Source organism: Neisseria sp. P0022.S010 (genome assembly GCF_051956635.1).
On the sequence record NZ_JBQCXF010000843.1, the window covers coordinates 1 to 511 of the forward strand.

At 54.4% G+C, this 511-nt stretch carries 1 protein-coding gene; it reads right to left on the minus strand.

The window, feature by feature from the left end:
* On the minus strand, positions 1–511 hold a 511-nt coding region (prmB, locus tag ACTHUT_RS21720), incomplete at both ends, for a 50S ribosomal protein L3 N(5)-glutamine methyltransferase (RefSeq protein ID WP_440419887.1).

Below are 511 nucleotides of genomic sequence, written 5' to 3' on the forward strand. Positions count from 1 at the left end.
TCGCGGTTGTGTCCGATTTCGACTAGCAGTACGCCTTTGGGATTGAGGTATTTGGCTGCGTGCAGCAGGATTTGGCGGGTGGCGTCCAAACCGTCTTCGCCGCTGCCCAGGGCGAGTTCGGGTTCGTGCAGGTATTCGTCGGGCAGCATATCGACCGATTCGGCATCAACATAGGGCGGGTTGGAAACGATCAGGTCGTATGTGCCTTCCAAACCTTCGAACAAATCGGTGTGGATCAGGTTGATGCGCTCTTCCAATCCATAATCTTCGATGTTGATGGCGGCTACTTCCAGCGCATCCAAACTCAAATCGACGGCGTCAATTTCAGCAGCGGGGTAGTGGTGTGCCATTTGGATGGCGAGGCAGCCGCTGCCGGTACACAAGTCCAATGCGCGGTGAACCAATTCGGGGTGTTCTATCCAAGGGGTAAGGTTGTCGCCGAGCAGTTCGTAAATAAACGAGCGCGGTACGATAACGCGTTCGTCAACATAAAAATCGAAATCGCCTTGCC